At 35.9% G+C, this 23,596-nt stretch carries 27 protein-coding genes; 21 read left to right on the top strand and 6 right to left on the bottom strand.

Annotation, left to right across the window (positions count from 1 at the left end):
• The first annotated feature begins 396 nt into the window (after positions 1-396).
• The 4 genes from ACI48O_RS18755 (at position 397) to ACI48O_RS18740 (ending at position 3,847) form a co-directional block, all read left to right on the top strand.
• Entirely contained in the window at positions 397-726 is a 330-nt protein-coding gene (locus ACI48O_RS18755; RefSeq protein WP_435563388.1) for a hypothetical protein, read from the top strand.
• 36 nt (positions 727-762) lie between these two features.
• On the top strand, positions 763-981 hold the full coding sequence (locus ACI48O_RS18750; protein ID WP_435563387.1) for a hypothetical protein: 219 nt from the start codon (positions 763-765) through the stop codon (positions 979-981).
• A gap of 696 nt (positions 982-1,677) precedes the next feature.
• Positions 1,678-2,337 (top strand): IS607 family transposase, encoded by a 660-nt coding sequence (locus ACI48O_RS18745; RefSeq protein ID WP_435563386.1) that lies wholly within the window; start codon positions 1,678-1,680, stop codon positions 2,335-2,337.
• On the top strand, positions 2,306-3,847 hold the full coding sequence (locus ACI48O_RS18740) for an IS200/IS605 family accessory protein TnpB-related protein (RefSeq protein ID WP_435563385.1): 1,542 nt from the start codon (positions 2,306-2,308) through the stop codon (positions 3,845-3,847). The genes ACI48O_RS18745 and ACI48O_RS18740 overlap by 32 nt, the downstream gene beginning before the upstream one ends.
• A 1,451-nt stretch (positions 3,848-5,298) precedes the next feature.
• Here ACI48O_RS18740 and ACI48O_RS18735 read toward each other — a convergent pair.
• Positions 5,299-5,814, bottom strand: coding sequence for a hypothetical protein (locus ACI48O_RS18735; protein WP_435563384.1), 516 nt, complete (start codon positions 5,812-5,814; stop codon positions 5,299-5,301).
• Between the two features lie 272 nt (positions 5,815-6,086).
• On the opposite strand from ACI48O_RS18735, the gene ACI48O_RS18730 reads away from it, so the two are divergent.
• A complete protein-coding gene (locus ACI48O_RS18730) occupies positions 6,087-6,452 on the top strand; it encodes a hypothetical protein (protein ID WP_435563383.1) in 366 nt (121 codons plus the stop codon).
• A gap of 40 nt (positions 6,453-6,492) precedes the next feature.
• Here ACI48O_RS18730 and ACI48O_RS18725 read toward each other — a convergent pair whose 3' ends face one another.
• On the bottom strand, positions 6,493-6,897 hold the full coding sequence (locus tag ACI48O_RS18725) for a hypothetical protein (protein ID WP_435563382.1): 405 nt from the start codon (positions 6,895-6,897) through the stop codon (positions 6,493-6,495).
• Positions 6,898-7,789: 892 nt separating this feature from the next.
• Between ACI48O_RS18725 and ACI48O_RS18720 the strand changes: the two genes are divergently transcribed.
• The 9 genes from ACI48O_RS18720 to ACI48O_RS18680 all read left to right on the top strand — a co-directional run bounded on the left by ACI48O_RS18720 (position 7,790) and on the right by ACI48O_RS18680 (position 13,789).
• Complete coding sequence (locus tag ACI48O_RS18720; protein ID WP_435563381.1) at positions 7,790-8,584, top strand: YhfM domain-containing protein; 795 nt, start codon at positions 7,790-7,792, stop codon at positions 8,582-8,584.
• Between the two features lie 331 nt (positions 8,585-8,915).
• The gene (locus ACI48O_RS18715; RefSeq protein ID WP_435563380.1) at positions 8,916-9,236 is read left to right on the top strand and encodes a PadR family transcriptional regulator; all 321 of its coding nucleotides are present in this window, start codon (positions 8,916-8,918) and stop codon (positions 9,234-9,236) included.
• Between the two features lie 71 nt (positions 9,237-9,307).
• Entirely contained in the window at positions 9,308-9,649 is a 342-nt protein-coding gene (locus tag ACI48O_RS18710) for a DUF1048 domain-containing protein (RefSeq protein WP_435563379.1), read from the top strand.
• A gap of 174 nt (positions 9,650-9,823) precedes the next feature.
• The gene (locus tag ACI48O_RS18705; protein ID WP_435563378.1) at positions 9,824-10,585 is read left to right on the top strand and encodes an ABC transporter ATP-binding protein; all 762 of its coding nucleotides are present in this window, start codon (positions 9,824-9,826) and stop codon (positions 10,583-10,585) included.
• Positions 10,586-11,335 (top strand): ABC transporter permease, encoded by a 750-nt coding sequence (locus tag ACI48O_RS18700; protein ID WP_435563377.1) that lies wholly within the window; start codon positions 10,586-10,588, stop codon positions 11,333-11,335. It abuts the gene before it with no gap.
• Positions 11,336-11,643: 308 nt separating this feature from the next.
• Entirely contained in the window at positions 11,644-12,120 is a 477-nt protein-coding gene (locus tag ACI48O_RS18695; RefSeq protein ID WP_435563376.1) for a DUF2975 domain-containing protein, read from the top strand.
• An 11-nt stretch (positions 12,121-12,131) separates the two neighbouring features.
• Complete coding sequence (locus tag ACI48O_RS18690) at positions 12,132-12,341, top strand: helix-turn-helix domain-containing protein (protein ID WP_435563375.1); 210 nt, start codon at positions 12,132-12,134, stop codon at positions 12,339-12,341.
• 35 nt (positions 12,342-12,376) lie between these two features.
• On the top strand, positions 12,377-13,177 hold the full coding sequence (locus tag ACI48O_RS18685) for a DUF817 domain-containing protein (protein WP_435563374.1): 801 nt from the start codon (positions 12,377-12,379) through the stop codon (positions 13,175-13,177).
• Positions 13,178-13,309: 132 nt separating this feature from the next.
• Positions 13,310-13,789 (top strand): hypothetical protein, encoded by a 480-nt coding sequence (locus tag ACI48O_RS18680; protein ID WP_435563373.1) that lies wholly within the window; start codon positions 13,310-13,312, stop codon positions 13,787-13,789.
• A 157-nt stretch (positions 13,790-13,946) separates the two neighbouring features.
• Here ACI48O_RS18680 and ACI48O_RS18675 read toward each other — a convergent pair whose 3' ends face one another.
• Complete coding sequence (locus ACI48O_RS18675) at positions 13,947-14,108, bottom strand: hypothetical protein (RefSeq protein ID WP_435563372.1); 162 nt, start codon at positions 14,106-14,108, stop codon at positions 13,947-13,949.
• A gap of 394 nt (positions 14,109-14,502) precedes the next feature.
• Between ACI48O_RS18675 and ACI48O_RS18670 the strand changes: the two genes are divergently transcribed.
• The 3 genes from ACI48O_RS18670 to ACI48O_RS18660 all read left to right on the top strand — a co-directional run bounded on the left by ACI48O_RS18670 (position 14,503) and on the right by ACI48O_RS18660 (position 16,281).
• Entirely contained in the window at positions 14,503-14,931 is a 429-nt protein-coding gene (locus tag ACI48O_RS18670; protein WP_435563371.1) for a hypothetical protein, read from the top strand.
• Positions 14,924-15,463 (top strand): hypothetical protein, encoded by a 540-nt coding sequence (locus ACI48O_RS18665; RefSeq protein WP_435563370.1) that lies wholly within the window; start codon positions 14,924-14,926, stop codon positions 15,461-15,463. The genes ACI48O_RS18670 and ACI48O_RS18665 overlap by 8 nt, the downstream gene beginning before the upstream one ends.
• Positions 15,464-15,753: 290 nt before the next feature.
• The gene (locus ACI48O_RS18660; protein ID WP_435563369.1) at positions 15,754-16,281 is read left to right on the top strand and encodes a YceI family protein; all 528 of its coding nucleotides are present in this window, start codon (positions 15,754-15,756) and stop codon (positions 16,279-16,281) included.
• Between the two features lie 1,119 nt (positions 16,282-17,400).
• On the opposite strand, the gene ACI48O_RS18655 is transcribed toward ACI48O_RS18660, so the two are convergent.
• Positions 17,401-18,606, bottom strand: a complete 1,206-nt coding sequence (locus ACI48O_RS18655; protein ID WP_435563368.1) for an MFS transporter — start codon at positions 18,604-18,606, stop codon at positions 17,401-17,403.
• A gap of 209 nt (positions 18,607-18,815) precedes the next feature.
• Here ACI48O_RS18655 and ACI48O_RS18650 point away from each other — a divergent pair, with 209 nt between their 5' ends.
• The 4 genes from ACI48O_RS18650 (at position 18,816) to ACI48O_RS18635 (ending at position 22,005) form a co-directional block, all read left to right on the top strand.
• A complete protein-coding gene (locus ACI48O_RS18650) occupies positions 18,816-19,394 on the top strand; it encodes a TetR/AcrR family transcriptional regulator (protein ID WP_435563367.1) in 579 nt (192 codons plus the stop codon).
• A 311-nt stretch (positions 19,395-19,705) separates the two neighbouring features.
• A complete protein-coding gene (locus ACI48O_RS18645; protein WP_435563366.1) occupies positions 19,706-20,554 on the top strand; it encodes a sialate O-acetylesterase in 849 nt (282 codons plus the stop codon).
• Positions 20,555-20,755: 201 nt separating this feature from the next.
• A complete protein-coding gene (locus ACI48O_RS18640; protein WP_435563365.1) occupies positions 20,756-21,439 on the top strand; it encodes a hypothetical protein in 684 nt (227 codons plus the stop codon).
• A 365-nt stretch (positions 21,440-21,804) separates the two neighbouring features.
• Positions 21,805-22,005 (top strand): hypothetical protein, encoded by a 201-nt coding sequence (locus tag ACI48O_RS18635; protein WP_435563364.1) that lies wholly within the window; start codon positions 21,805-21,807, stop codon positions 22,003-22,005.
• Between the two features lie 216 nt (positions 22,006-22,221).
• Here ACI48O_RS18635 and ACI48O_RS18630 read toward each other — a convergent pair whose 3' ends face one another.
• Both ACI48O_RS18630 and ACI48O_RS18625 read right to left on the bottom strand, forming a co-directional pair.
• The gene (locus ACI48O_RS18630; protein WP_435563363.1) at positions 22,222-22,617 is read right to left on the bottom strand and encodes a cupin domain-containing protein; all 396 of its coding nucleotides are present in this window, start codon (positions 22,615-22,617) and stop codon (positions 22,222-22,224) included.
• Between the two features lie 41 nt (positions 22,618-22,658).
• Positions 22,659-23,222, bottom strand: coding sequence for a cyclophilin-like fold protein (locus tag ACI48O_RS18625; RefSeq protein WP_435563362.1), 564 nt, complete (start codon positions 23,220-23,222; stop codon positions 22,659-22,661).
• Between the last annotated feature and the right edge of the window lie 374 nt (positions 23,223-23,596).

Raw genomic sequence — 23,596 nt, 5'->3', positions numbered from 1 at the left:
AGAGTATATTTGTCCCGCACATACTGGCTCAGATGACCGCAAACAGTGTCTTAAAATCCGCATAGCTGGTCCATTCTATCTTTAATGCTCAATTTCATCAAAAAATAAGCCTGATTAGGGTTTAATCCTTTTTCAATTTCATGATTTTAAAATCATTTTGTATCCTATTTTAATGCAAAGGTTGGCTCACATTAAGCACTATGAAAAAAATGTAGTGTTTTCAATACTTGGCATTTTAGGGGTAGACGATAATGAATATAGTGGGTCATTTTAATTTATGGAAGTAATTTTTACGGGTGCGTTTCTACAATAGTGGAGACGTTCTTTTTATTTTGCAAACGGAACAGCAGCGGAATTTTTATGGTAAAATAAGGAAAGGGATGCGGGGTGAAAAATATGTTCGGGGAGACACTTCCAAGTTGGTTTTGGGTAATCTATTATTTATTTTTATTTGTGACATTGGGAATTGCAATTATGTGTGTCATTCGAAAGAAAATGAAAGTTATTTCGATTATAACAATTGTCCTAACTATTACTGTTCCGATAAATAGTATGTTAAATAGCATTGGAAGAGCGAAAGGTGATAATGAATTAGAGCACTTAGTTACTCAGCTACAACTAGGTTCAATTTGGTCTTTTTATGCAGTGGTAGGTTATCTTTACTTAATTGCTTTTTGGGTTATGTTACTCGTTAAGTATAAGATGAATACTGAAGTTTCTCACTAAATAACAAGGTGATTGCTAAACAAAGGGAGGGATACTTTGCTTGCAATTAAAGAGTTTGCATCAAGTTTCTTACTTATAGTCAGTTGGTTTATATTTGCTGTAAGCGCCTATTTATTATATTGGACAATCATTATGCCTATACTAGCAATCATTCCTTTTCTTATTTCTTTAATTTCTGGTTTTTTATGTTTGTTATGTTCAAGAAAACTTGACGGTAGGAAAAAAAACAATAGTTCTTCTATTAACGGAAAATGATTTCTATAATACTTTTACGTAACGATAATTTTTTTATAGAATTCATCTAATGGAGTGGATTACTTTTACATTTTTTATGTACCATTATTATAGGTTGATAGTTACCATAATAATAGCATTAGAATAGGGGAGGAAATATGATATCAAACATAGGTGTTCCAGGCTTAATTCTGTTTTTTTATATTTTTCTTTGGATAGTTGGTTTATTTATATTGTATAAAGTAATTTCAGTAGCAGTCAGGGATGGTATTAACAAGTCTGTGATTGGTCAATTTATCGAGAAGAAGTATGGGTCTAACGTGGATAAAAAGTCATTTCTTGATAGTGATTTGGATAATGACAAGTAAAACTTATTGAATATGGGGGCCATTCTTCCGTTTGAAGAAGGGCCTTTTCTTTATGTGTGCCTAGGCCAGCCGTTAATTGCTAGTTGGAGGAAGTCCAACCCGAGTATCTCGATATCTGACAGGTGACTGATGGACTATTTAAAGATTAAAGAAAATACACATTCAGAACAGTTAGCATGTTAAAATATGGTAATAAAACACAAGAAAGGAGAGAAGAATATTTTAGCTCGAAAAATAATTTCAGCATCAGTTTCTGGTACTATCTTTGCAATTATATTAGGGTGTTTAACAGTTTCATGATTCATAGACATCAATAGACATTTATTGATTCTAGAGCTATAGTATATTTATGGAAAAATTATATAGGATGAATGAAGCTGCAAAAATTCTAGGTGTCACGGTTAAAACTCTCCAACGTTGGGATCATTCAGGAAAAGCCACTTTTATTCGGACTCCTAAAGGCCAGCGAAGATTGCCGGAAAGTGAAATAAACCGATTGAAAGGAAACTCTTCAAAAAAAGAGAGGAATAAGCATTTAGCCATTTATGCCCGAGTTTCATCGCATGAACAAAAAACGAAAGGAGATTTACAACGGCAGATTGAGTTTATCAAAAGTAAAATGGATATGACTTCATTTAATCAGGTAACTATTTTTGAAGATGTAGGGTCAGGGTTAAATGACAAACGGAAAGGACTCGTTAAAATCATGAAACTGGCAGAGGCGGGACTCATAACGGACCTTGCTATTCGATACCGTGACCGTCTTACAAGATTTGGGTTTCATTACTTGCAAACTTATTTTGAAAGTCACCAAGTTAAACTACAAATTTTAGATGACCAGATAGATGATAAACCACTACAAGAGGAGTTGGTTGAAGATTTGATTGCGATTATTACCAGCTTTTCAGGAAAACTGTATGGCATCCGAAGTCACAAAAATAAAATTGTAGAAAAAAAGGTAAAGGAGGTTCTGGAAGATGTTGCAAACCTACCAAACGAAACTACCTGACATCCCACTGCATAATGGTCTTTCATCGAATAAGTACCTTCAAAAGTATGCAGCGTATTTCAGTAGGCTGGAACGAAAGCTATTTGTTCAATCTCACATCAAAGGGGTTACCTCTTCCAGCCTCAAAAAAACCTTCCTTCAGCAATATGGCATGACTGCCCGGCAATTTAATTCTTTAAGAATGCAACTGGATGGGAAGGTCTCATCCTTTATTGAAAAAAGAAAGCTGGAAATTCAAGAGTTAAAGTCTAAAACAACTTACCTAAAGAAAGTGGTTGACAAAAAAACCACACAAAAAGAAAAACTTCATAAAAAACTCCATTTACTCCCGCAAACTGACCCATCATTTCTGAAATTAGTAAAAAGATATAGTCACCTTAAATTTTACCTCCATCAAAAGAAACGAAGGCTGAGGAACCTCCAACAAAAATTAGCAAAACTGGAGTCAGACGACCAAAATAAAAAAATCTGCATCTGCTTTGGTTCAAAAAGGCTGTTCCATAAACAATTTCATTTAGAAGAAAATAACTATAAAAACCACCGAGAATGGCGAAACGATTGGCTTGACGCCCGCAGATCCCAATTTTTGGTTATTGGCTCGAAAGATGAAACTTTTGGGAATCAAACCGCAACATATGATTTGAATAATATGCTCAGGTTACGTGTCGCCAACCATTTTATTGACACATATGGGAAATATATCGAATTTCCTTCTGTCATTTTCTCCTATGGGCAAGAGTGGTTGGACAAGGCGAAGGTTCCAAGAATGGGTCAAACGCGAAGTGGTCGTCCACAAAAATACTATTCTTCTATTACCTATCGTTTTATAAAGCGGAAAAATGGATGGCACCTAAACGCAACGGTTGAAAGGGAAATACCAAAAGTGGGAACATCCAATTTAAATGGATTGATTGGTGTCGATGTAAATGCGGGATTTTTATCAATTTGTGAAATTGACCGAAATGGAAATCCTATCAAAAGCTGGACGATAAAAGTCCCCATGTATAGTAGAAGAAAAGAGCAGGTGCTGGCTTCGATGAGTGATGCCATAAAAGTGATATTGGAATACGCTGTTTTGGTACAAAAGGATGTTAGTATTGAGAAATTGGATTTTTCGAAGAAGAAGACCCAACTACGGGAAATGGGGCCAGCATACGCCAGAATGCTCTCAGGCTTTGCTTATTCATCGTTCCAACAATGGATCGAGTCAAAGGCGAAAAAGACAGGTGTAGAAATCAAACATGTCAATCCATCCTACACTAGCCAAATCGGACAAGTGAAATTTATGGCACGATATGGGTTAAGCTCTCACGCAGCTGCTGCTTGCATGATTGCTAGACGAGGTTACCATTTCAAAACGGAAAAACCAAAGTACGATACCATTCTTTCCTTTCCGAAAAACTTTGATAAGCATCAAACTAACTTCAGAAAATGGCGAACCATTACTAACCATTTGAAAAAAGAATACTTATATCAGGATAAAATTGAACTATTAAAAGCAGATAGATAGGAAATAAAAATTGGAGCAACGCTTCCTCTTAACCTGTAAGGAAGAAAAGGACCACGTACTCCAATTTACGTACTATAAGTTTTACCCAGCGTGGCTAACAGCCTTTCCAGAGTATCGTAAGGTATCCTGTGCCGTGTAAATGGCATTGAGACGGGAACGAAGAAGTTTAAAGAAGTTGCTAGACCTCTTTGGACGGATGTTTCCATTCTGGAATTAGGGCGTGATTCCCTAAAGCGATTCGCAAAAAGTACTGTTCGTTTTGCGTGCTAAAAGAATCATAATTCTTTTAGAGCATATAGATTTCGACTGTACATAGATGTCTATATTTTTAGGAACGGCTAATCCTTCCAAATCCCTTTGGTGATATCAGTGTAAATTCAATCAAAGATTATTTTGTTTCTTCTGTAACGATCATTCCGATATATATGATGTATAGCTTTCCAGCAATTTTAATTTATGGTGTTAGTGATTAGATCGGAGAGATGGTGTCAGTTAAAACACAAGATATTAATCTAGAACTTACTGTTTCGTTGGTTATGCATATTGTTTTCGGTTTAATATTATTTTGGTTTAGTCTTGGGGCATCAATATTATTTTTTATTACCGATAGGGTAATCAAAAGACGTAATAAAAGTTACAAGTGGTTAGTAGCATTAAAAAGCATGGCAATACCGTTGATAACTTGGCTAACACTTATGGGAATTGTTTGGGCGAATGATATGTTTTTAAGCTAAGGGAAAGATTATTTAAATTAAGCCGGTTCAATTCTTATTCCCAAAAGAAAGAGAAATACTACTGTACTTCAGCTTACCGGTGATAGCTAAATATGGTGATCGCTTTTTTATTGCAATAACGGGGAGCATGGTTGAAGTAGGAATTTGGAGTACGATTCCTGAATACAAAAATTAATTAAACTGGGGGAACACAATGGATTTCTATTGGGTGGGTTTAATCTTTTGGACCTTAATTATTGCCTCATTTTTATTATTAATCTTGGGTTTATGGAAAAAATCTCGGAAAATTTTATTATATAGTGGAATTTCGCTTATTTTACCATCCCTTTATTTTATCGGAGGAGAGAATTGGACTAGATTGTTGGTTCCTTCCCCGATAATTCCTTTCGTACTCACTTATTATAAAAAAAGAGTGTATAGCCTTTTTAAGTAATAAAATTTGTGAAGCAAAGAGCTTTAATTAGAACTTTTTCCATTCCTATTATTTACAGAAAAATCCTCCATCCATTATGGATGGAGGATTCATAGAAGGAGATTAAAAAAATTATTAGAGGATTTGGGTCATCGACCTTCCATTGCTAAAGATGGTTATTGGTAACAGGTAAAAATGTAATTGGTAATTGGATTATTGGTTTTACCGTTTGCCATTACAATTGTACTTGAGTACACAAAACATCTCCTTCTATGCCTTGAAGTAGAGTCTCACCACTTCAAGGTTTAGAAATATTTTTCACTTTCAAAATGTAATTCTATTGAATAGTTTTTGGCATTAATTAAATTAGATAGTCGATTAGCTTGGCGTTCTATTTCTAATCCTTTTAACCGATAGGCTTCTGGATCAAACATCGCAATTTTAAGAAGGGATACACCCTCACCATAAGAATAAGGAAACTCCTCTTTAGGTGCTGTACCGTATACCTTATATTTCCGAGCTTTTGCACGTAACTGGGTAGCGAGTTCTATTGCTTCAACAATCGTAAATGATTCATCATTAAAAACAATTTCGTTTTCAATATTCGCTTTATACATGAGTTTGTCAAGTAAACGAAAATCTATTCGGACTTCTTCTAAATCATGTTCGACATCAGTTAATGTTCGAATTTGTTTTGGAACTTTACTTCCTTTTTCAATGTCTATAAAAGCGACACGATCCATTTCTTCTTCTAATTCATGTATTCTTTTGGATAATATGCTCTTTAACTTTACAGCTTCAGCAAGAGAAATCTTAGTCATGGCATAAGCTCCTTATATAAATATATATACACTGTGTTTTGAGATTATCATTCTATCAAACATCTTTCAACAGAATATTTGTGAATAAGAACCACTAACAGTTTGTGCTTTAATTAAACTAATGGGCGCTTTCCTACAAAAAAATTAGCACCTAATTTTCTTTTTGGGCCATTTTGTTGTGGGTCCTTTTAAGAAGGGGTAAAATTATGTTCTTAACGATTTTATCAAGTATCAAGTATAATAATTCAGAGACGAAGAGAGGATAGATTATCATGGGAAACGTATCCGATGCAGATAAATTGGAATCAATAAAATCCTTGCAATCGACAATTAGTAAACTCGAGAAGTCCTTGACTCAGATGACTCAGAAAGGTGCAAATACTACTTTAGTAAAGAAACGACTCAAAGCTATTTACATCGGCCTAGCCATGCTAGAAAACGTTTGGAATCAAAGACCCCATCAATACACCGAGGAAGATTTAGCAGAAGCTCACAATGTTCTTACTGGATTACTTTCATCAATTGAGAACACTTATGGTAAGTTAAAGGTGGGTAGTCCTCAAAGAACGCTTTTAGATAGAAGAATGAAAGCTTTGGAACTAGCTGTTCAAGCGATTGACAATCTTTCCAATAAATAACTTATTTAATAAATAGAGTAGGTTTTCCCCACATGTTCCTTTACGGTACATATCCAAAAGTCATACTAAATATAAAAGAGTAACCGAATATCAACGCCAACCCAACTATTAAGAAAAGAAATAATAGAATTCTTTCATTTATTTCTTTTTCTCTTTTAATCCAAGACAAGCATAGGATAAGAAATATGATAGCTGTCGGCACTAAATAAAGAAACATTCCTATTTCAGACCAATTCGAATTCTTTTCCCAATAAATATCAGGGATAGGGGACCCCTTATAATAAAGGTTACTAATTCTTTCTCTAACTATGATGAAAATAAGTGACCAAACTAAGAAGTATCCAAAACCAATATATTTAACTACTTTAGAAAATACTTCTGAACGATTTAGTAAAGCAATTACAACAATAAATAATGGTATCAATAATAAGTAATCACTCACCATTTATCACCTCTTCCTCCGATTATGTTGATCCAACGGTCATCCCCTTCCTGCTTTATGTATAAAGTACGGAACTATTAAATAATTCCATTTCATTTTTTAACTTCTTTTTTGTGCGGGCCAACAACCAAATATTACCATATTAATTATGTATTGGGGATTTTTTTTTATTGAAATATCACACCATATATTAGAACAAAGGATTTTGGTATTAAATTAAAGGGTTTAAACGTACCTTTACTTCAAGAGGAATAGCGCTTAATTGTTGTTCTACTAAAGACTGGTTTTGTTAAAGAGGATATGGATATCTACGGACAGTAATTGCAACAATTTGAATAAAAAAAGGACTAACCTGATTGATTAGTCCTTATTAGAATAAATTAATTGTTGTCTAGTTTTTCTTGGAAATAACTCCAAGCTGCCATTGCGCATGCAGAAATTACATCACCAAGAAATCTTAATAATCCGATCACTAATTCCATGGAGAATCAACTCCTTCAAAATTATTATCACATGATTTTTTATATAAATCCATTCTTTTCCATTTGGTATTATTGAACTTTATTGAGCGGACATAGAAGACCTTATTTTGATAAAATAACATGTTTTCTAGACTTAAGAGGACACAGGATCCCTTATTTACATAAAAACCACTGAATAATGCCAATTTTTTATCAAATAAGGGATCTGTTGTCCGCTTAACCTATCAAAACTACACTTTTTGTGAAAATAACGGAACCTATGTCCGCATCACCAAATAATTGCAATCAAAATTTTTTATAAGCGATCGTCATTCCAATAAGTGGGTCCTTTGTTGGTTATTGTTAATATTTCTATTCTCTTCATTTCCATAAGGTGGGATATAATTAACTGGAAATAGAGAGGGGTTTTGAATTTGACAAGAAGCTTCTGCATCTACATGTTAATTTTATTATTGCTCGTGACAGTCGGTTGTTCCGATAAAAAAGCAAGTGAGACTGAAAATAAGGATGTAAAACCGGAAAAGACAATTGTGGAAGTCGAAAGATTAAATCGTTTGGAAGAAAATCCGGTTGAATTTACGGAATCTCTGGATATAAAAATCTTTACTGAAGCAGTCAAAACTGCAGTTGAGCAGCCAGGAATCGCGAATATGTCAGATCCAATGTATAAGGTAACAGTCGGGGAAGAGTCGTATTACCTTTGGTTAATCAAAGGGGACGGTACCATCATGAATACAAAGGATACACATACGATATACAGTCTACTTGACCAATCAACAAATGCTATAGACCAATTATTCACGAAAATATTTCCTGCTAAAAAGAAAGATGGGACGCTTGATATGGCCTCCTATACCAATTTTCCATTGGATCCAAATAACGTAGGTTTTTTTATAGGAGCCCTAGACCCGACCCCAATTGAAGAGGTGGAAAACGGTGTGTATGTAAATGGGGTACATGCCCATGGAGACCGTCAATCGTTTCAAATTTTTTCTAAAGTATCGCAGGGGGACTATCAGAATGCCACGGCTCGCCTAGAAGGTGAAAACCTGATTATTGAAATAACAAGCCGCCAGGCAAAAAGCGGTGAGGTTGCCCATCCCTATGTGATTCATAGTTTGTCTATGAAAGAAAATCCCCGATATTATGTGGTTATTCGGAATGGAAAAACAGAGAAGCAGGGAGAAATTGCATACGGAATTGAATAGTGCATAGAAGAAAGTTTGTTATAAAGCTAATGGTGCAACGGATGAGGAATAGAGCTGTCATTGCGGCAGCTATTTCTTATTGTGCGAAGGGTCAGGTTTGTCGACGAAGGATATGATACCGCATCAATTTGTGAGTGTGTTCCATAGGCTTAATATTGCCATCGAAATATTTTTAAGAAAAATAGTTGACACTCCCACTACTCGGTGTTACGATATACTCGTAATAAGTAATACTGAATAGCTTTATTTCCCAAATGCTATTCAGTAAAAAATTACCTTAGTACTAAGTAATACTGAATATAAGTCAGACAAAATAGAGGAGGCTCTGAACGTGGAAAATTTAACTGAAATGCTGAAGGGTGCGCTGGAAGGATGCGTACTGGAAATCATCAGCCGCCATGAAACCTATGGCTACGAGATTACCCGCCGCCTGAACGATCTTGGGTTTACCGAAGTCGTGGAAGGGACGGTCTACACCATCCTCGTGAGATTAGAAAAGAAAAAACTGGTGAGCATAGAAAAGAAACCGTCAGATATGGGGCCGCCTCGCAAGTTTTACTCACTTAATGAGGCTGGCCGGCAGGAACTTGAGTTGTTTTGGAAAAAATGGGATTTTGTATCATCAAAAATCAATGTCTTAAAGTCAATCTAGCTTCATAAGTTATTCCGTCTGATATTTTTGGAGGGTCTTGTTCAGCTATATAAAAAAGGAGGAACAATAACATGTGGGAAATGTTCAAAAAAATGATTGGTGATAAAAAAGAGTATAAGATGATGATGGCACGGGTTGAAGCCCTGCCAGAAGACTACCAGTTTGTATTCAAGAAAATTCAAAATTACATGTGGAATTTCTCAGCGGGCAACGGGATGGATATGCTTCACATGCAGTATGAATTAATCGATTTGTTTGAAGCTGGTGCGGCGGAAGGCAGACAAGTGCTGGAAATCACTGGGGACGACGTGGCGTCATTTGCCGACGAACTAGTGGCAAATGCTAAAACCTATTTCGCGAAATATCGTGAAGATTTGAATCAGAGTATCAAGGATCGATTGGGAAAAAAATAAATACAATAGACAGTACCGACTGATTAGCTGGTTACAAATGTGAATTGCCGCCTTCGCTATTCAGTTATATTTTTACTTAAGTAATAAGTAATACAGATTATCAGTCAGACTAAGTAGAGGGGAGGCGACCTAGCTCCGCGTAAGCAAGAATCTTTTAATAAGGAGGAAAAAAGTATGGACAATGCAGCGATTTCTGTAAAAGGGTTAAAAAAATCATTTAAAGACAAGGAAGTCTTAAAGGGGGTGGATTTTGAGGTGCAGCGTGGCTCCATTTTCGCACTGCTGGGCTCAAATGGAGCGGGTAAGACGACGACGGTCAACATCCTCTCGACACTGATGAAGGCCGATGGCGGCGAAGTAGCTATTTGTGGTTTTGACGTTCAGCGTCAACCGGATCATGTTCGCCAGAGCATCAGCCTGACAGGGCAGTTCGCATCATTAGACGGGATGCTTACCGGGCGGGAAAACATGATAATGATCGCCAAGTTGCGGGGAGTTTCAAATCCCGCTCAAGTCGCCGACAATCTGCTTGAAAGATTCAGCCTGAACGATGCAGCTAACCGTCGGGCGGACAATTATTCCGGAGGGATGAAGCGCCGTCTTGACATCGCCATGAGCCTGATCGGGACGCCAGCAGTCATTTTTCTAGATGAACCGACGACAGGGCTTGATCCCGAAGCGCGAATTGAAGTCTGGGATACCGTCAAGCAGCTTGCTTGTGGTGGCACGACCATCTTGCTGACAACTCAGTACCTGGAGGAAGCTGAACAACTGGCGGACAGAATCGCCATTCTTCATGGCGGAAAAATCATCACGACCGGTACCCTTACCGAACTCAAAGAGATGTTCCCGCCAGCGAAAGTTGAGTACATCGAGAAGCAACCGACATTAGAGGAAATTTTCCTCGCGGTCATCGGCAAAAAGGAGGAGATGTAAATGAAAAGCAAAACAGGGGTATTACTAGGGCGTTTAATGCGTAACATCATGCGCAGCCCGGATACGATTATCACGGTGGCGATTACGCCGATTATGATGATGCTGTTGTTTGTCTACGTATTTGGTGGCGCCATAGAGACTGGCACGGACAACTACGTCAATTATTTATTGCCTGGAATATTGTTGATGGCTGTTCTCTCCGGCGTCGCTTACACTTCCGTGCGGCTGTTTACGGATGTAAAGAGCGGGCTGATGGCGCGTTTCATTACCATGCCCATCAAACGCTCGTCAATATTGTGGTCTCACGTGTTGACCTCGCTTGTTTCCAATGCGCTTACTGTCGTGGTGGTTATCCTCGTCGCGCTCTTGATGGGCTTCCGTTCTAACGCTGATATCCTGGATTGGCTCGCGGTAGTAGGTATACTAGGGTTGTTTACGCTGGCGCTGACATGGCTAGCGGTCATTCCCGGTTTAACAGCGAAGTCTATGGAAGGGGCGACAGCCTACTCGTACCCGCTAATTTTCCTGCCGTTTATCAGTTCGGCCTTTGTCCCCACCGAAACCATGCCTAAAATTGTCCGTGCGTTCGCTGAGAACCAGCCCGTGACTTCAATCGTGAATGCGATTCGTGCACTGTTGTATGAAGGATCTGTTGGCAACGATATCTGGATCGCGCTTGCCTGGTGCGTCGGTTTCACGGTCATCGCTTACTTCTTCGCCAGTAAACAATTTAAACGCCAGTTAGGGTAAGTATAACCATAATAGGATTAGCCATTTCAATAGTCAACCGCTGCGATGAGCGCATTTAGTTGTTTGTACAACAGAAAGGGTTGTTAAGGCAGCCCGTTTCCTTATTCGACTAACGGTCAGTTGTACAGGTTATAAATTTAATAGTTTTTAAGTTTAAAAAGCATTTCTTTGTATAAGGAATGCTTTTTAGTTTTGTCTTAAATCCTTCTATAACGACAAAAATATTATAATAAATAATAAATGTTTATTGAAAAACGATAAATAACGTGTTAAATTCAAATTGAAAATAATTATGTGAGGTGCTTTTTATGAAACGAGGAACAACATTGTTTTTAAAGATAGCTGTTTTTCTAATTGGAGCTCCAGTTCTTGCTTTAGGTATATTTGGGTTGACTTGGTTACCTAATAATCCAGCAAATCCGGACTATGCCCATATACTTTATCCCATTGTAATTGGTATTTATGCATCGGTGATCCCGTTTTTCATTGCATTGTATCAGGCTTTTAAACTTTTAGGCCATATTGACAAGAACCAAGCTTTCTCTGAATTGTCTGTTAAAGCACTAAAGAATATCAAATTCTGTGCCATAACAATCAGTGGTTTGTATATTGTGATTGAGCCATTTGTTTTTCTCGTAGCAGATCTAGATGATGCACCAGGTCTGGTCATAGTCGGAATGGTCCCTATCTTTGCTTCAATGGTGATCGCAGTTTTCGCTGCGGTTCTTCAAAGGCTTTTACAAGAAGCGATTGACATAAAATCTGAAAATGATCTTACGGTCTAGGGGTGAAAACAATGGCGATTATAATCAATATTGATGTGATGCTGGCGAAGAGAAAAATGAGCGTAACTGAACTTACGGAGAGGGTAGGAATCACAATGGCTAACCTTTCTATATTGAAAAATGGAAAGGCAAAAGCGATTCGATTTTCAACCTTAGAGGCAATCTGTAAGGCTTTAGAATGTCAACCTGGAGATATTTTAGAATACCGAAGTGATGAATAGAACCGTCCCCTTGCGTCCCTTTGGAGGAGCGATTGATGAGAGCAGTTAAGCAACTCTTTTGTTTTGGTTGGGAGCAGGCTTTATCATGCTTGTTTCCTGTCGTTATTTTTGCCTCTTTGGCTATTACTAAATTCATGACACTTCCTCTTCTGCCAAGGTATGACTGGCTGCTGATCATTTGCCTTCTGATGCAGTGGTGGATGATTCGTTCTGGGCTTGAAACCATGGATGAACTTAAGGTTATTACATTATTCCACCTTATTGGACTTGCGCTTGAACTATTTAAGGTACATATGGGCTCCTGGTCTTATCCGGAGGAAGGATATTTTAAAGTTTTGGGAGTGCCTTTGTATAGCGGATTCATGTACGCAAGTGTAGCGAGTTATCTTTGCCAGGCGTGGAGAAGGTTAAATGTTGTACTGGTTAAGTGGCCGCCGTTTTTGGTCGTTGTGCCACTTGCAGCCGCGATTTATTTGAATTTTTTCACCCACCATTATTGGATAGATGTTCGCTGGTGGTTATCTGGACTTGTCATGATAGTCTTTTGGCAATCATGGGTCATTTACGAGGTTAAAGGAACTCGTTACCGTATGCCACTCGCACTTTCTTTCGTGCTCATCGGATTTTTTATATGGATAGCCGAAAATATTGCAACGTTCTTTGGAGCTTGGGAATATCCAAACCAAACCGAGGCGTGGAGTCTCGTTCATTTAGGAAAGGTAAGTTCATGGCTCTTGTTAGTGATTGTTAGTTTTCTTATAGTAGCGACGTTAAAGCAAGTGAAGGGAAAAAACTCTACCGGGATCGTTGCCAGTCGATTTTTCTTACGAAGTTAAAGCTGACTACACAAGTGAAGAATTCTAAAAATCGCTTTTTGACATTGGCTTTAAGGAAGTTAATTAAAAAGAATTAACTAAAATAGGTTTGATCAGGGAATGATATAAAAAAATAGAAGGGGTTTATTTTAAATGAAGAAAAAGAAAGTATTTTCCTTAGCTATGATAATCATTCCCTGGCTTTCTGTTGTGTTTATGGATAAAAAGGCATTCTTTAGGTATTTACCAGTGGCAAGTTTTGTTAATTTATTTATTAGTGTCTTAAGTGTCATCAGCAATAAGAGAAGATGGTGGGTAAATAAAAATCCATTTTCACCAGGTAATGTAGATTTTTCATACATATTAGGACCGTATTTTGTAGCAACGCTATGGATTTTTAATCTAACTTACGGTAATTTTTTAAAATATTTGATTACCAATGTTGTCCTAAATATTTTTAATGCATTTCCAATGGCTTATGCGTGGGAAAAGGTTGGTGCATTTAAATTTAAAAAAATTAATCACATTGGTTGGTATTATATTTGTATAATCCTTTCGATTATCATCTACGGTTATCAATATATAGTTGAAAAGATGATTGTGAATCAAAATAAGATGAAATCAGAATTATAATATCCATAGTTAAAGAAACCTTTTATTCAACCACCGGGGCAGAATCCAATAAGGATCCAGTATTTTTTATAAAGGAAACTCGCCAATTCCGTGGCGAGTTCTTGCTTTTTTATGCCACTATTGATGTCAAATCTACTAACTTCTAAAATCAACCTTTTTAATAAGGATTTAGCGAGTAAAAGTAATTATAAACCAATATTAAAATTTCAATGATAATCAAGCCAATTACTGATGAAACGAGCAATTTTTTGTTTTTCTTTGTTATTCCATAAAATATACCAACGATTGCAATTAAATTAAGAACAATAACCAGAGCCATTCCTTATCCCCCCATTATTCAAGGTTCTTTTAAAATGACAAGATGAGTATCTGGTTGAAAATGAATTTTCAATACAGACCACCACCTTTCATTAACTGTTATTTCCTTCAACTTAATTTTATCATATTCTTAATTCCCAAGTATCCCGCTCGTTAATTTAAGATAAACGGTTCCGTCTACAGGAAAAATTACCTATGCACATTTTTAAAGTAAGAATATAACAATGTCTGTTTGTTATAGGTTAACTAAATAGAAATGAAAAGTTAATTATAGAATAAATATTAAAATAACATCACAAGGTAATAACAACTACAATCATTTAGGGTGTTCTATGCTAATTAAATTCTTTAGTTTTGTTGTATTTGCTATTCTTCTACTTATTTCAATGAGGTATATGCGTAAAAGATTTGATTTTTTAGAAAAGTTTATCCTATTAATGTTTTCGTCGGTGTTATGCCAACAGTTTTTCTATATGCTTTCCTCACCTTATGAGCGATTAAGGGTTGTGGAGGAACATCTTCCATTTTGGATGGCAAGACTGCAATATGGAATTAATTTTCCAGTTCTGTTAATGTGGGTTCTATACTTTTTGCGAGGAAGATATAAATTAGCTGCAAAAATTGGAATTTGTTTTAGTTGGGTAATTGGAGGAGTAGTATTAGAAAAAATAATGCTTATATTAGGGGTACTTACTTCTAAAAGCAAGTATTGGTATCCACAAATCGATATCGTACTGGCTATGATTGTCCTTATATCCGCAGTATATTTCATGGAGATTCTAACACCAATATTAAAAATAGAAAAGATGATTGATCATGAATGACATTTTTAGAAAAGCGATAAACCCAATTCTTCCAAAGAAATTCGATGAAAATGAATGGTTTGTAATAATAATTACAATCGTTATTTGCTTAGCGGTATACTACGTTTTTAAACAAAAAAAATTTCTTTTAACAGAGATTATTTGTATTTTATTGTTCAATTTACAGCTAACGACTATTGGTGATTACTATTTGGCGATGCCACCTTATGATTTTTATGACACCGTGGACAGACCTAGTGGTGAGCTTTCCGATATTGCTCTTCATTCAATCATATATCCGGGATCCCTTCTTTTTTTGATGCACTGTTTTAAATCATGGAAGACAAATGTAACTTTGTTTATTGTTTCATGTGCGATCCTCTTAACAGTCTTAGAAGTAATATCAGTCTACATTTTTCATTTAATTGTTTATAAAGGATGGAATATTTATTATTCCTCAGTATTCTATCTGTTTGTAATGGTAGTCAACGTCATTTTCTACAAGAAACTGTCTGTTTTTATCAAAAGAAAGTTACAAATGAAAACCAGTTAAATTTTTAAAAAATACAGCTAATAAAAGAATCGGATTTGAAGATGTTGGATTCTGGCTGATGTATATCTTTAATAAATTTTTCCACAAAGTATTGACAATCAAAATGAATATATGATAAATTTATCTTGAATTAGAGATAACTTAATTCGAAATATACCTCAGAACTATATTTTCGAATAAAAAATCTCTACTTGTTTACCTGGGAATTTTCGAATGACTAGGTAAACAATTTTTAGGATACATATCTCGAATTCGAGATAAAAAATAAAACTTATTGGAGGAATTTTAAAATGGCAAAATGGACAGTAGATCAAGCACACTCAAGCATTGGATTTGAAGTAAAACACATGATGGTATCAAAAGTAAAAGGGCAATTTGAAACGTATACAGCAGAAGTAGAAGCGGTAGAGTTAACAGATCTAACTTCAGCTTCAATTGGATTCGAATTTGACGTTGCAAGCATCAACACACGTAACGAAGATCGTGATAATCACTTAAGATCAGCAGATTTCTTTGATGTAGAAAATTACTCAGCGATTGAGTTTAAATCAACGAGCATTACGAAAGCTGGAGATGACTACAAAGTTACTGGTGACTTAACGATTAAGGATGTAACTAAATCAGTCACTTTTGATGTTGAATTTGGTGGTAAAGGTACAAACCCATGGGGCGTTGAAGTATACGGTTTTGAAGCAGAAGCAAAAATTAACCGTGAAGAATTCGGTCTAACTTGGAACGCAGCACTAGAAACAGGTGGCGTACTTGTAGGTAAAGATATCAAAATTAAAGTAGAATTAGAAGTTAACCCAGCAGCATAAAAATTAAAATCCCGATTCAGAGAGTAATAGTCTGAATCGGGATTTTTTTGTGAGAGTTGTGTGAAAAGATACTATGAACCCCCGAACGTTCGGTTTTTTTTTTTGATTACAGAATTAGATTTGAAGAATTGTATTTTAAGTAACGCGGGCGATTGCTAAAGATAGTGATCGTCTTTTTTAGTGTCGTAACGGGTCAGGTTAATTATATATATTGGAAATTATGCCCAATCAATTGGTTTTATCCATTATAATATAGATGGGAATTTTTAACTTAACAAATATAAATCTATTATAGTAAGCATTTTGATTTTGCATCCTATTGGGTATGACTTTCACAAGGAGGTTTAAAATGATCCTTAAAAAAATGTTGGCTGCAACTTTAGTATCATTAATTATTATTTTTATTCAAATTCTAATGAATCTTGTAATAATTTTTGTCTTCGAAGAAATTTTTTTTGATTTATTCGGATTGTTTTTCTTATTACCAACGTATATAGTGTTTATCTTTTTATATGGAGTACCGGCTTCAATTTTGATTGAATTTATATCAAGGAAATTAAATAATAAAAAAATATATTCATTTTGTCTTTATGTGATATTTAGTGCAGTGTTTTTACCAATTTTTTCTTTAATTAACCCATTTGGGTCAAATCTAACTTTTCTTGAATTGTTAAAGGGATCCATAAGTTTACTTTGTGTATCAATCTTTTTTTCAATAGCGTTTTGGTACATAGACCTTAAGATAGATGTAATTCGTTGCTATTATCATAAAAGGATTGAATTATTAAAGAAAGAGAATGATTAAAAATTACTCTTTAAACCCTTTTTCTGTATTTACTACCATATTGGTTTTTATTCGATTAAAAGACAACAACCATTTTTTTAAAAAAAAATTTAATCCCTTGTTATATAAATTTGATTGATTTTCAATTAGATCAGTCTTCCATAATCGGGCCATTTAATGGAGTAATGCTCTCAAACGAAAACACCGACCTGCTATAGTCGGTGTTTTGTTTACAGCGCCTAGGAGAATCTATCTCCTAAACTCATCGCTGCCTGCAAGGTGCCCTCCCGCCTTTTGGGAGTTTCAATGCTCTGAATGAATCGTCTGCAAAGGTTTCAACGTTCTTTGCAGATGGTTCTTTTTTCAGTAAGAAAGTAAAGTAAGGCTAAAAGAGGCATTACAACTCCAATTAGAGATGTGAAACTCCAGCCGCCATGGGCATAAGACCAACCGCCCAAAGAAGAGCTAATTGCTCCGCCAATGAAGAATATAGACATGAAAAGCCCGTTCAGTCGGCCTCTTACTTCACTCCCCAATGAATAAATCGCCTTCTGACCAAGTACAAGATTTCCCGATACGGCCGCATCCAGCATAATAGCGGCAAGAATGAGCAATATGAGAGCCGTCGTAGAATGGCCTTGAAAAAAATATGCCAGCAAAAAAGACAAGGTGGCAATAAGCATTGAAAGTCCAGTCAAAAATCCAGTCCAGCCTTTATCCGCAAGTCTTCCAGCTATAGGTGCTGCTATTGCGCCTCCCATACCTACCAATGCAAACAAAGCGATGCCTTGCTGGGACATTCCGAAATCATTCACCAATCGTAAAGGAGCCACAGTCCAAAACAGACTAAAGGCTCCAAATAAACAAGCTTGATAAATGCCCCGGCGGCGCAATATAGGCGTTTGTTTTAAGAGGCCGGCTAAAGAGAAAATCAATTTATCGTAGTTTATTGTAGGTGAAGGTCTACGCTCAGGGAGAATACGTGACAACAGAACCGTCAATAGAGTGATAACAATCGCCGACAAAGCAAATACTGTTTGCCATCCCCAAATGCTGGTTATAAAGCTTGCCAGCGGCCTGGCAAACATAATCCCAAGTAAGAGGCCACTCATCACGTTTCCTACCACGCGGCCGCGCTGCTCCTCAGACGCTAAATGGGCAGCATAGGGAACTAGTATTTGGGCTACCACAGATCCCAGTCCAATAAACAGGGACGCAGTCAGGAAAGATAGCGCATTACGGGCGAATGTTGCCGCAAGCAATGCACATACCACAACAATTAGTGATACTGCCACGAGGCGCCGATTTTCAAAAATGTCACTAAGCGGTACGATAAACAGCAGCCCTACAACATAACCGATTTGTGTTAAGGTGACAATTAATCCTGCTGCTTCGGAAGAAAGACCTATAGAGACACTGATAGGTTCTATCAGTGTTTGTGCATAATAAAGATTGGCAACGATAAGACCACATGCGGATGCTAAAAGAAACATCATCCAGCTTGAAATGCGTTTACTCTCGATAATTTGATTCGTTTTCATTGTAATCCTCCCCATTTTCATTTTTTAGTGTGCGGCAGGGCAAGTAGTATTCAGTACTGCTATCGCAAATTAAATAATGAACGTACAGTTTAGAAAATCATATTTAAATAATATACTGGACGTTTAGTTTTGTAAATAGTTATTTTTCCTTCCTGATGAATATTTAGTATAATGAACGTATAGTTTTTATTGTAAAGGGGAGGATTCGTGTGAATGCCAAAAGAGGACGTCCACGTAATGTTGAAACGCAAAAGTCTATCCTTTCTGCTTCATATGATTTGCTGTTGGAAAATGGCCTTGGAGCAGTCACTGTAGAGAAAATTGCGGAGCGGGCAGGGGTTAGTAAAGCCACCATTTATAAATGGTGGACCAACAAAGCAGACGTTGTTATGGACGGCTTTCTGGATGCTGCTGCGGCAAGACTGCCGGTTCCCGACACAGGCTCTGTATATAATGACATACTTATCCATGCAACTAGTTTAGCTCGATTTTTGACCAGTCGAGAAGGTAAAATCATTAAGGAGCTGATTGGTGAAGGGCAATTTGATTCAAGACTGGCGGAGGCATATCGGACCAGATACTTCCATCCTCGACGGCTTGAGGCTAAGCAGCTTTTGGAAAAGGGGGTTCAGCGAGGGGAATTGAGGGAAAATCTCGACCGCGATTTAAGTATTGACCTTATATACGGACCAATTTTCTATAGACTGTTAGTGATAGGTGAAAATTTGGAAGATGTTTATGTTGAAAATTTAGTGAAATATTCATTTACAGGAATTAATTCAATTTGAATAGATACCCTAATCTTACCCTTTGCTTAATTGACAAGGCGAAGCTGAAAATGATTATTTTGAAAATTGGAATTCTCATTTCGAGAAGGAGAACCTACTGATTAGTTTGATACTAAACTAAACCAGCTAATAGGAGCTTTTGTAATCTTCCACAATCAGGTGCCTTTCTTTAGGATTGGCGTCATTTTGCTAATTGGGCCATTTAGTTGAATAAAGACAAAATCGAATTGACAAAAAAAGTCTAATTAGCTATACTCTTAATCTTATTTAATCTAATTAGACCTTTGTAAACAAAGAAAGAAGGTTTTTTTATGAAATCTATATTATTAATCGGACAATCAAATATGGCAGGCAGAGGATTTATTGAGGATGTATCTCCGATTTATAATGAGCACATAAATATGTTGCGAAACGGTAGATGGCAAATGATGGCAGAGCCACTTAATTTTGATCGTCACGTATCTGGTGTTGGGCCGGCAGCCTCTTTTGCTCAGGCTTGGACAGAGGATCATCCGGGTGAGTTCATTGGGGTAATACCATGTGCCGAGGGAGGAAGCTCTATTGATGATTGGGCAATTGATGGACTATTAACAAGGCATGCGATTTCTGAAGCAAAATTTGCTATGGAAACAAGTGAAATAGTGGGAATTCTGTGGCATCAAGGAGAAAGCGACAGTTACGGAGAATGTTATAAGACGTATGAAGATAAATTACTTTCATTATTAAAACACTTGAGAGAAGAATTGAATGCACCGGATATCCCGATTATTATCGGTGAGTTGGGACATTACCTTGGAGAGGTTGGATTCGGAAAAAGTGCTGTAGAATATAAACAAATAAACCAGATATTATCTAAAGTTGCTCATACCGAAAAAAATTGCTATTTTGTAACATCAAAAGGCTTAACTGCAAATCCAGATGGCATACATATTGATGCTATGTCCCAAAGGAAATTTGGATTAAGATACTATGAAGCTTTTTCAAAACAAAAGCATGTTTTAGATATTTTAGACATAGAGCAAGAATGGATTGAAAAGGTAGCAAAACGTGAACTAACTAAAAATGAACGTATATTTGTTCAAAGTACGAAGTTTGCTTTAGGACAATTGAGTTTTGGGGAGTTTTCTATTAATATCTCTAATATTAATGAAAGTAAGTAAAGCAAAATTGTTAAACAATCGGGCGCAATTCCATAAGAATTGTGCTCTTTCTTTTTAGGGCCAGATTGTTTAGTAGTGTTTAGTAAAAAAAAGGATATTGTGAAGAAATGCAATTAAAATAAAGGTGCTGATGATTTGAAATAGTTATAATAGATTTAGCTAATATTTGAAAAAGAGAACGTGATAAATAAGGAGGAAAAAATGAGACACCTATATTTATTTGGGATTCTATTTCTATTTTCTGGACCACTATTTGGGTGTTCGTCTAATTTTCATACAGTTGACTCTAACGAGGTTAATGAGCAAAAGAATGAAGAGTCAATTAATGAAAAACCCTCAAAATCTGTTGGACTTTCAGAAAAAGAAAACGTAGAAGAAAGCGATGAAGTTACACTTGAAGAAAAACAAAAAAAGATTATTGGTAGTAACTCCTTCCCATCAACTCAAAAAGATAGTGTTTCCCAAGAAGAAATGGAACGATTAAAGGAAACGTTGAGGACATACATATTTGTTGAGTATATGGGTAGCTCTGATTATGTTTATGCAAAGGGAGTTAATTGGACTGAGAATTTTTATGATAATCTAACTGCTGAAGATATTTGGAATGTTATTGAAGAATATAAGGTAATGAATAAGAGTGAGGAAGGGACATTGTTTGATCTAGCTAGTTACCTTTCTGTGAATGCTCCCATAAAAGATAATTGGAAAGAACTATTTTTAGAAAATTGGAATAAAAGCCCTTACGCTGTTGATAACAAAATAGAAACTATGATTGATAAAGGTGATTCAGTGTGGATTTATACTGATACTTTGCCGTATACAGGTGAAAAAGATAATTATCCCTTCATAACTTTATTTAAGAGAACTGGTTATTGGCACGGATAAAAATACTTATTTTTAAAAAATACGTATTATATCAATTAATAAATATAATAAAAGTAGCTGTTGAACAAATAGTAAGAAGGTGATATATAAATTGAAAAATATGTATCACCCTTAGTATTCTCATTAGGGAGAAAGATTGTTCAATAATCGGGCACGTTTGTAGAAGATTATAAGCCCAATTCCTCACACCATAAATATGGAGAGATTGGGTTTTTGCTGGATCAATTTGTCCGTGAAGACGGAACTAATCAAGTGAAATATTCAGAAAATATTAAGGTTATCTAAAAACGATAAAACTTAATAATACTGCCCCATTTTTTGAATAATTAAAGATTGAAGAGTTTAACAGAATCGGAGGCTTTAATATGGTCATACAATCTAATATGTCCTCTAAAGCAGTAGTTGAAGTGTGGGAGAATACTGAACCTATTTTTGTGAAATATAATGTACCACTAACTGATAATAAATTAGAAATCATTATTGATCCTGCGCTACTTCCTAATCTTCTTATTGAATTAAATGCTGCTGTTGGAAGTTCAGCTGACACCTGTATAGAAGGTGGGTGACAAGTCCCTAATAAAAAGGAGTAGGCTACTCCTAATAAGAGTTCTTCTGAAAGTATAGAGGTGCAAAAGTTGACGATCAGCGTTGTCGTTACTGGCACCTTTAAATTTTGTGCTAACGAGAAGGTGAGTTTAAGTACATTCCCCGACAAAGTTATTGAAATGCCAATCTTCCTAAAAAGAAAAATGCACCGAACCAAATGATTCGATGCATGTGTTTTACAATTTATTATACCATTCATCATCGACAGGTTCGAACCATTCCGTTTGTCCTTTGGTAATGGCTAAGTGAACAAACCAACTGTCATTTGTGGCACCATGCCAATGTTTCACATTCGGTGGAATATTTACTACATCGCCTGTATTGAGTAATTGTGCTGGTTTTCCTTTCTCTTGATACCAACCCTCACCACCTGTAACTAACAGAACTTGCCCAATTTTATGAGAGTGCCAGTTATTGCGGCTTTCAGGTGCAAAGGTTACATTCCCGATGGGTGCATTTAACGGAGTTGAGTCGGTAAACACCATTTTTAAGTATGCATCACCGATAAAATTCGATTCTAGTTTTTGTCCTAATGGAAAGATTGTACTATTACTTAATTGTTCATTTTTCATATTTTAGTTCCTACTTTCTTTACGTTGTACAATTCTTCTTATCAATTGTTTTTATCTAATTTTTCCATTGTCACAGTAAAATCTTCACGAATACTTGCGAGCTCTTCTATACCTGATTCAATCTTGCCTAATAAGACAAGACCGCTAGAATACCCAAAGTCGTTGTAAAATATAGCTAAATTTCCCCAAGGAGCATAATAAGTAAAATCTCCTACTGCAGGATCAATACCTGAAGGTGCTTTTTCTGTAGATAATTTGTGGGGTAAATAGGTGATTTTTTCGGTTCTTGTATAATCCTCTAATGTTAATGTTAAAGGAAGTTGTGTTAAAAAATCCCTGCTTGTTGGATTATCATACATTTTTACAATAACTTCTTGATTATTAAACGTTAATTTTATTCTTTCTTCCACACTGTCCAAACCTCCATTATCACTTTTGGAAATCTGATTAATTTCTTCATTGGAATTATGAGAAGAATCTGCTTGTTTATTTTCTGAAATAGTACCTAAAGTATCATTTGCAGATTTGTCATCATGTTGTTTTCCGCTGCATGCTCCCAATGTAATGCTCATTATTAAAACACAAATTAGAGAAAATTTTATCATGTAATGTAGCTCCTATTAGTGCAAGCTTTTTTGAAGTAGTTAAATCTGTTGCCACTAAAAAATGATCTTTGATTGATTAATCATCATCTGTCTATAATTATAAAAAGTTATAAGCTTTATTCAATGATTAAATTAATGTAATTCGTTGATTACTCAACAAATGAATCAAAATTGTTGATTATCTTTAAGAACATTTAGACAAACTCAGAGACATATGACGATATTAGCAAGTTAAGGAGCTCCTTATTTTCGAAGGTGGTTCCTTGGCTAGTGGGCCGTTTTTATTAAACAGGAACCATTTTTTACTATCGGGACAGGTTAGTTCAATGGATTGGGCAAAAAAAGGTAAATTTTTACAATAATTATGATATAAT

The sequence above is a fragment of the Neobacillus terrisolis genome (assembly GCF_051233475.1).
Classification (GTDB): Bacteria; Bacillota; Bacilli; order Bacillales; family Cytobacillaceae; genus Bacillus_BU.
Note: the sequence above shows the minus strand (reverse complement) of the source record. Positions and strands in the feature narration are given on the sequence as shown.